This window comes from Acinetobacter sp. NS-4 (assembly GCF_037402435.1).
GTDB lineage: Bacteria > Pseudomonadota > Gammaproteobacteria > Pseudomonadales > Moraxellaceae > Acinetobacter.
Genome location: NZ_JBBEUE010000025.1, coordinates 38,921 through 47,460 on the forward strand (window position 1 = coordinate 38,921; position 8,540 = coordinate 47,460).

At 41.0% G+C, this 8,540-nt stretch carries 7 protein-coding genes; 3 read left to right on the forward strand and 4 right to left on the reverse strand.

The window, feature by feature from the left end:
* Positions 1 to 137: 137 nt before the first annotated feature.
* The 4 genes from WAE57_RS15065 to hemE form a co-directional block, all read right to left on the reverse strand.
* A complete protein-coding gene (locus WAE57_RS15065) occupies positions 138 to 2,039 on the reverse strand; it encodes a DUF4105 domain-containing protein (RefSeq protein WP_337711193.1) in 1,902 nt (633 codons plus the stop codon).
* A 70-nt stretch (positions 2,040 to 2,109) separates the two neighbouring features.
* Positions 2,110 to 2,580 (reverse strand): DUF3015 family protein, encoded by a 471-nt coding sequence (locus WAE57_RS15070; protein ID WP_337711194.1) that lies wholly within the window; start codon positions 2,578 to 2,580, stop codon positions 2,110 to 2,112.
* 146 nt (positions 2,581 to 2,726) lie between these two features.
* Positions 2,727 to 3,527: a DUF817 family protein gene (locus tag WAE57_RS15075; protein WP_337711200.1), complete on the reverse strand. Its 801-nt coding sequence runs from the start codon at positions 3,525 to 3,527 to the stop codon at positions 2,727 to 2,729.
* 39 nt (positions 3,528 to 3,566) lie between these two features.
* Positions 3,567 to 4,637 (reverse strand): uroporphyrinogen decarboxylase, encoded by a 1,071-nt coding sequence (gene hemE / locus WAE57_RS15080; protein WP_337711195.1) that lies wholly within the window; start codon positions 4,635 to 4,637, stop codon positions 3,567 to 3,569.
* Positions 4,638 to 4,840: 203 nt separating this feature from the next.
* On the opposite strand from hemE, the gene WAE57_RS15085 reads away from it, so the two are divergent.
* The 3 genes from WAE57_RS15085 to WAE57_RS15095 all read left to right on the forward strand — a co-directional run bounded on the left by WAE57_RS15085 (position 4,841) and on the right by WAE57_RS15095 (position 8,233).
* Complete coding sequence (locus WAE57_RS15085) at positions 4,841 to 6,076, forward strand: L,D-transpeptidase (RefSeq protein ID WP_337711196.1); 1,236 nt, start codon at positions 4,841 to 4,843, stop codon at positions 6,074 to 6,076.
* A 193-nt stretch (positions 6,077 to 6,269) separates the two neighbouring features.
* Positions 6,270 to 6,968, forward strand: a complete 699-nt coding sequence (locus WAE57_RS15090; protein ID WP_337711197.1) for a pirin family protein — start codon at positions 6,270 to 6,272, stop codon at positions 6,966 to 6,968.
* A gap of 293 nt (positions 6,969 to 7,261) precedes the next feature.
* Positions 7,262 to 8,233: a class I SAM-dependent methyltransferase gene (locus WAE57_RS15095; RefSeq protein WP_337711198.1), complete on the forward strand. Its 972-nt coding sequence runs from the start codon at positions 7,262 to 7,264 to the stop codon at positions 8,231 to 8,233.
* The last annotated feature ends 307 nt before the right edge of the window (positions 8,234 to 8,540 follow it).

An 8,540-nucleotide genomic window follows, 5' to 3' on the forward strand; every position in this document is an offset into this window, starting at 1 on the left:
ATTTATTCCAAGACTTTTTTAGAGAGCGAGAAAATTACGTTATTAATATAACAAATAATGATAAAAAATACCGTGTGAACTCATGCTTGCTTTATATGAATAATGAGAAAAAACTTACATTTATTGAACAACTTATTCTAAAAGAAACGCACATATCCCAGACTGGTTTTCATCCAGTCCTTATGGTCTTGTTGCTGATATTGCCAATTCAATCGAAGTGCATTTTGTGAATTAATGACATATTGCCACTGGGTATTCAGTTTAAGTTGCCATTGCTGACTATCTTGCCAATACGGTAATTCAAGCTGTACCAAGCTATTCACGTGATCTGACCAGATATTTTGACAGCCTAGTGTCGGCCCCATACCGATACGCCAGCCCTGATCCAGAGCCTTAGCTGCCTGTATATGATTTTGCAGTTGGATATAGCACAAATGCTCACGCTCCGGGTTTGCATAGCTATAGCCCATCTGAACCTGTAAATTGGCAATACCATGTTGCTCATGTTCACTGAACTGACCCTTTTGATCCAAAGCCTCCTGCTTCCAGCCAAAATTAAAACCCCAGCTGAGTGGCGTTTTAAAGGGAGTTAGCGGGTTATAAGAATTCACGTTCAGAAAATCAAAATGCTCCAGTTTCAATTCATCATCGCGATACTGGATTGAACCATCCCAGAACAATAACTGGGTACCGGTTCGAAAACCGCCTTGCGGATCAATCAGGTCGTGATATGCCTGACGCTGTCCCAGCTCAATAAATTTTTCACCCTGCACTTCGCCCATAGTTAGCAAAAAATGTCGTGCATCATGAGCCTGCGTCGGATCCATTTTCGGCCGTAGCGGTTGTTGGCGTTGTTTGTTCAGGTCAATTTGACTGCGTAAACTCAATAACTGGCGTAACCGTGGCTGGGCAAAATCTGGCTCAACTTGAGTTCCAATCAATTGCAGATATAAATCGTCATAAGCCATCTCTAAAATCTTGGCTTTATCTAAGTCCTTATAAGATTCTATTTGCTTAGACATCTCTATTGTTTCTGCAAAAGCGACTTGGTGCGCCACTTTGGCTAGGCTTTTACCATGCCGTCTGGCTTGTGATAGCAATTGGGTTTCTAAAGCAGGCCGATAGACCGTTTCTTTGACCAAGCCTTGCTGCTCTATCGCCTTAATGGTTTCCACCGGAATGGCGGCCACTTTAAATTGCTGTTTTAAATCAAGCTGTGGGCGAACCAGATCAATCAGCCCCAATAAACGATAGGCACAGTTATCACTGACAAAGTAATAAGGGAAACTCACATGTTTCATTTCCCAGATATGCTGCACTAAAAAGCGGGTTTCATCGGCACTTAAATTGAGTTCATATTCCCACAAATCACGGCTTTCCAGATCGCCATACTCTTTCACCTTACGGTAATAGGGCATTAAGGAATATTCACCTGGATACTGACCAGTTAGACCATTCCATGCAAAAGACCAGTCTTCTCCCTCGGTGACTGTGGCCGCATAATTCACCGCATAAGAAACTAGATTCAGCTGCTTTTGATCTTTGGGATCCAGACGCAACAAGGTATGCCCAAACATGGAACTGGGATTGCCCATAAAGTCGGTTGCATAGATGAGTGTGGCTTTATAAGGCTTGATCTGCCCGATCCAGTCCTGCAATTCCGGACAAGTGGCCACTGGCAATTGCTGTTCTGAAATATTGAGTTGCTGCATTAACCACTGGCTGCGTGCAGGAAAACGGCACCGTACCGATTGATTCGGTTCTGCAGATTGAAATAAGGCTTGGATATTGGCCTGTAATTCCTGCCTTAAATCAGTCTTCCCGTCATTGGATAAGAAAAAACCTGCATAACTAACTTCACTGTGTGCTTTTTTATCGGCATACATCAGCCTTTGCCAAGTGATGTCTTGATCTAGTTTTTGTTGTATTGCACGTTCTATATAGGGCTGAGCGACATAAGCTTGAGCGATTTGGACAGTCGTTGCTGAATAGGCAACTGTGGCAGAGGTTAAAGCAAAAACGAACGCAAGTGATTTCATGCAAATCTGGAATTATCAATTATTCAATAAGAAAAACCCCGTCAAGATGACAGGGTTTTGGGATATGCGATTATACGTAGGCTTTCAGCACTTCATCTCTAGCCATCACAGCCTGTAAAGATGCAAGCACTTGTAAAGAATCATGATTTTCTGCTGAATAAATTTTAGCGAAGTTTTGTTTAGAAACCGCAAAGAAACGGGCTTTGTCTTGTGCTTTAATATTTAAAAGTTCAGCAAGGACATTTAAGCTTTCCCCTTCACCCACAGCCATATCACGCGCTAAAGATTCAGCATTTTCATTGGTAAAAGTCACGGCTTGAGCAGTGACTGTACCTGTACCGCTACAACCTAAGGTACCAAAAGTAATACCGAATAACTGGTTGGCAAAAAGACCGTTAGTCGTTGCAGCCAGAATTTTAGGCGCCTTACCCGATTTACCCGCCCAAACTTGTGAACCGATACCACAACCAGCATCTCTATCTGCAAATGCTGCGCTAGAACCGAGTGCTACAACTGCAGCTAAAGCTAATTTTTTCATCATGGCTATTCTCCAGAATTTATTATCCAAGTATTTTAATTCTTCACAGTTGTGCAATTTTTATTACACCTTTGTAAGATAGCTGCAACTTTCTCACAACGCAAAACAATTTATACTAAAGTTACCAATCACTAGATAAACATTTGAAATTATTTATTTTTTAACTTCCAAATCCCATCTTCACTACGCTTCCCAAGTATTTTTAACACCAAAACCAGGCTCAAAAGCAGCAATAAATACCAGGAACCCAGCTTGCCCCAGCCCACCATATGCCAGGCATCGACCTGACTGGGATATAACCAGATTTTATTAAAGGTACTGATATTTTCTGCAATCCAAATAATAAACGCCAAAATAATTAGCACCGGTAACATCGGCAGTTGCAGCTGATGCTGTTGCAACTGGAAGCGAATTTTGGTTTTCCAGAAAATAATCACGCTCCAGGCAAACAGCACCAAGCGTATATCTGGAACAAAAAATTTACTCATGAAGTTAATATAGGAAAGCACCGCCAAAGCCAGCATGTTGCTAAAATTTGGCAGTTTCTCAAACGACACCTGAAACAGCCTTAAGGATCGGGCAAAAAAACTGCCCACTGCCGAATACATAAATCCTGCGAATAAGGGTACAGTCAGTATTTTAAATACAGCCGGCTGTGGATATTGCCAGGATGCAATCTGTGGATGAGTCAGAAAAATTTCCATGCCCATGGCCATGATATGAAACAGGGCAATGACCTTGGCTTCGGCCCACGATTCCAGTTTTAAATACAGCAAACAGACTTGGATGATTAAGGCATAAAACAGCAAATAGTCATAACGAAAGAAGCCATAAAACTCCTGGCTTCCCATGGATGCTGTAAGTACAAAAGCAACGAGCAGTAAAATCCCAAATAAGGCAGCCGAAGCTGCCTTAAATGAGAACTCAAAACATGATTTAAACAGACTGATCAAGGTTGAATCCTAAAAAATGAGTTTACTCACACGTACTTAAAGATACTTAGCGCTATATTCATGCACGGTATCGATAAATACTTTAGGATTCGCAGGATCGACCCATTGGGTAATACCATGACCTAAGTTGGCGATATAACCGGTTTTTTCACCACCTGCATAAGCATCATCAAGCATGGCTTTGGTGGCTTTTTCAATCGACTCTGGCGAGCCATATAAAGTAGCCGGATCAAGGTTACCCTGTAATGCAGCACGGCCATTCACAGTTTGACGCGCCACATTCAATGGCGTAGTCCAGTCCAGGCCAAAGGCATCTGCACCCGTGGCGACCATAGGCTCTAGCCATTGACCACCGCCCTTGGTGAATAAGATGACCGGAACTTTACGCCCGTCTTTTTCACGTTTTAAACCGGCAACAATTTTTTGCATGTAATTCAGTGAAAATTCGATATATTCACGATGTGCCAGCGCACCGCCCCAGCTGTCAAAAATCTGTACAGCTTGCGCACCGGCATCAATTTGTGCATTTAAATAATCAATCACAGCAATGGCCAAGCGGTCCAGCAAAGCGTGCAACACTTCAGGCTGTGCATACATCATCTGTTTGGTATAGCGAAAATCCTTGCTAGAACCGCCTTCTACCATATAGGTGGCCAGTGTCCACGGGCTACCTGAAAAGCCAATCAAAGGCACTTGACCGCCTAATGCAGAACGAATAGTGCTTACCGCATTCATCACATAATCAAGATCAGATTTAGCATTGAAGTTAGGTAAATTCGCCACATCTTTTTCGCTACGGATGGTTTTATGGAATTTCGGACCTTCCCCAGCTTCAAAATACAGGCCCAGTCCCAAAGCATCGGGAACTGTTAAAATATCTGAAAATAGAATGGCAGCGTCCAGATCATAACGATGCAAAGGCTGTAAGGTCACTTCGCAGGCAAAATCATTATTTTTGCACAGGGAAAGAAAATCACCTGCTTTGGCACGTGTTTCACGATATTCAGGCAAATAACGTCCTGCTTGACGCATCATCCAAACTGGTGTGGTATCTACCGGCTCACGCAATAAGGCCCGCAGAAAACGATCGTTTTTTAGCGTCGTCATTTACTTTCCCATCTCATTTTTAATCTTCGAACCATCATAACAAAAAGGTCGAAAATTTAATAACTTCTATTGCAGTTAAAAATCGATCACGTTAAATGTAAAATAATTTTTACACAAAACAAATACTGCATCTCCTCATTTTTTCTGCAATACTTGGCTAGTTTTATCACATAGTTAATGAAGAATTCTTAAGGTTGAATTACATGTTCGTTCGCACATTACTCGCCATGAGTTTAAGTTGCATTTTTGCGGGTACAGCATTTGCCGCATCTACTGCTGAACAACCATTAAATCCTAAAAAGCTTACCAATGTTGCCGTTCAAGATCCGATTGATCCTCTGGCAACTGAAGCAGCTTCTAGCGCTCAAAGCACTGTAAATACACAGATTACACCTCAAGAACAAAAAGACCTGAATAAGGCTTCGCAAACCTTGCAAGATCTTCAAAATACTGAAGATGAGACTGCTCCAATCGGTGCTGCACCTACTACAAAAACAGCAACACTACCGAGCAATGCCAGTGCTGCTGCCAAAGCATCCTGGACTATCGATGGCCTGAACAACGCGACATGGTATGAAAATATTGGCAAGGGTCAATTCCCTGTTTATGCACGCGCGCATGTCATGTTAAACAATGCCCATGCTTCTCCGGGTGCAATTGATGGTTCAAGTGGTAAAAATACCCTGAAAGCCATTGCATCCTTCCAGCAAATTAATGGCATTCAGCCAACAGGTGTTTTAACTCAAGAAACTTGGAATGCTTTGATTGCCAAGCAAGGTTCCAAGCCCGCATTTATTGAATACACCCTGACAGATGCGGATCTTAAAGGTCCTTATGCCCAAACTATTCCTCACGATTATGCCTTGCAAGCAAAAATGAAAGGCTTGTATTACACGCGTGTCACCGAAATGCTGGGTGAAAAGTTCCATATGGATGAAGACTTTTTGAAAAAGTTAAATCCTAAAGCAACCTTCAAAAAAGCCGGTGAAAAGATTATTGTAGCCAATATCCGCAATGAAGTTCCGGAAGATATTCACCTGATTGTTGCGCATAAAGGTGCAAAACAACTGTACTTATTTAACAGCCGCAACCAGATGATTGGCTCATTCCCTGCAACCATTGGTAGCTCGGACACGCCATCTCCAACAGGTACTTATAAAGTGACTGGCGTAGCGCAAAACCCATGGTATAGCTATTCACCAAGTAACTTTCTTCAAGGTAACAATACTAAACCGCTTTCTTTACCACCAGGTCCAAATGCTCCTGTAGGCAACATCTGGATTGGTTTAAGCAAAAAATCGTTTGGTATTCACGGTACACCAAACCCATCTGCAATTTCTAAAACTGCATCGCATGGCTGTATCCGTTTAACCAACTGGGATGCCAATGACCTGGGTAAAAAAGTCAAATCCGGTGTAACGGTTAAATTTCTGGAATAATCTCTATACACTGCACAAAAAAAGCCTGCATCTATTGCAGGCTTTTTGATATCTGGTGCATTTTAAATGAAAGACATCATCAGAAAATAGCGTTTCAAATATAGGATGATTTGTTGTTTTTTTATGATTTCTAAGTCATTTTTAAATCATTAGAATAATGCTTATATTCAAGAATAAAGACAGGAACAGCACTATGAATGCTTTCTTACATCCAAGTGAAAATCGTGGTCATGTCAAAATGGGATGGCTCGAGTCCAAACACAGCTTTTCTTTCGGCAATTGGTACAACCCGCAATATATGGGCGTGAGTGCCTTACGTGTCATTAATGACGACCTGATTGCTGCGCATAACGGTTTTGGCACCCATCCGCATGACAATATGGAAATCTTGACCTGTGTGCTTGAGGGAACCATTTCCCATAAAGACAGCATGGGTAATGCAGGTGGAATTTCTGCCGGTGAATGGCAACTGATGAGCGCCGGCACGGGTGTGCAGCACAGTGAAATCAACCAAGGGGATGAACCGGTTCATTTATTGCAGATTTGGATTATTCCAAATGAGCGTGATGCAGAACCGAACTATCAACAAATCAAATGTGATCCACGTGAACAACCGAATCAATGGCATTTGATTGTTGGCCCCAACGCAAATGCACCAATGCATATTCGCCAGCAAGCTGAAGTGAAAACTGCATTAATCCAGCAGGGTCAAAGCCTCAACATTGAAGCGACCCAACATATAAATTATGTGCATGTGATTTCTGGTGCAGTCAAAATTGCAGAGCATACTGTAGAAGCTGGGGGTGCTATTGCCTTTATAGAGGCAAGTCAGATTGAAGCGTTGCAAGCTGCGCAAGTGATCTGGTTTGACTTACCTGAAGTGAAGCATTAAAAACGCGATTTATCAGCTTATAAGCCTCAGCCTGAGATGATCATTGTAAAATGGTCATCTCGATCGTGTTAATTATTAAATTTAAATAAGATTAATAACTTAGCCATTCAAAAGTTAGGGTAATTGCTATATCCCTATAATAAAAATATATAAATCAAACCAATCCTCATCACACTTTTACTTAAAGCCAGCCTGTTTTAGGTGAATATCAATTTATCTTATTTTTATTTCACGCATGAATAGATAAAACCTAAACATCAGGTATACGTTCATTATTAGAAGAGAAAATCCATATGAATCAGATTTTAGATATTCAAACAAGTCAGCAACAGGCTTTACTTTTTTTATTAGGTTATTTAAAACAACAAAACTATCGCTTTACCACCATCACGCCGCTTTCCCATCAGCGTATTTTAAGCCGAAACAGCAATACCCAGAACAAAGCCATTACACTTAGGGATATATTCGGCTGGAATTCAGCATTTACGGAAGCTGACATTGAGCCTGTACTTTTTGCAGTGCTGAAAAAACATCAACTTATTCATTTCCATGAGCATCAGTGGCGCAGTCATGTCCGTGTATCATCGCTAGATGATGAATTATTTATTCATTCCAGTTTTCCTACCCTGGCCGCTGACTCGGTTTTTTTTGGCCCGGATACTTATCGCTTTGTTTATCAGCTGAAACAATATTTATCGACTCATGCCCATGCGTTCAAACGAGGGTTGGAATTGTGCTGTGGCACTTCTGCAGCTGCCATCAGTTTGGCCAAGTTCTCTCCGGAATTTAAAGAAATGATCGTGGCGGATCTGAACCCTAAGGCCTTATTTTATAGCCAGATCAATGCAAGCTTTGCTGGTTTAAACCATATTTATCCCGTTTCCAGTAATTTATTTGCCCATTTAGATGGCCAATTCGATTTTATTTTTGCCAATCCCCCTTATTTAATGGATGCAGATCAGCGCCAATATCGACATGGTGGTGATCAACTCGATGGTAATGAACTCGCCTTCAATATTGTAAAAGAAGGCATTCAACGACTAAATCCCCAAGGCTGTTTATTTTTATATACCGGGGTTGCTATAAGAGCAGATGGCAATCGATTTTTAGAACACTTAAAGCAGCTTATGACTGCTTATTCCAATATGAACTGGTGTTATGAAGAAATTGATCCCGATGTTTTTGGCGAAGAATTGGAGCAACCCGCTTATCAACATATAGAAAGAATTGCTTTGGCTTTGGTGAAACTGGAATTGATGGGTTAAAAGTGACTGTAATATCAAAAAAATTTAAAAGGCGTTTAGCTAAGGTCGAGACCCATAGAAAGAACAAAGCGACTACTGTTAAATCTGTAGCCGCTTTTCCACCTATTCTGTCTTATGATGAATGGAAAGTTATTGCGCAACCACAGCACCAGCTATTAATTGCAGTAACATTAAATAAATAAATTTTAATTACGCATAATATATATTCAAAAATTATTAGACTTCTTTCATAAATTATTTTAAAAACTAAAAATTGTTCGTAAAGCTGAAATTGAAAATAGATTTTAGTCGATATTAGAGTCATGAA

What these genes read in the sequence shown, in the direction of transcription:
- WAE57_RS15070 (WP_337711194.1), bottom strand. Translation starts at nt 2,580, where the DNA reads ATGATGAAAAAATTAGCTTTAGCTGCAGTTGTAGCACTCGGTTCTAGC.
- WAE57_RS15085 (WP_337711196.1), top strand. Translation starts at nt 4,841, where the DNA reads ATGTTCGTTCGCACATTACTCGCCATGAGTTTAAGTTGCATTTTTGCG.
- WAE57_RS15095 (WP_337711198.1), top strand. Translation starts at nt 7,262, where the DNA reads ATGAATCAGATTTTAGATATTCAAACAAGTCAGCAACAGGCTTTACTT.
- hemE (WP_337711195.1), bottom strand. Translation starts at nt 4,637, where the DNA reads ATGACGACGCTAAAAAACGATCGTTTTCTGCGGGCCTTATTGCGTGAG.
- WAE57_RS15065 (WP_337711193.1), bottom strand. Translation starts at nt 2,039, where the DNA reads ATGAAATCACTTGCGTTCGTTTTTGCTTTAACCTCTGCCACAGTTGCC.
- WAE57_RS15090 (WP_337711197.1), top strand. Translation starts at nt 6,270, where the DNA reads ATGAATGCTTTCTTACATCCAAGTGAAAATCGTGGTCATGTCAAAATG.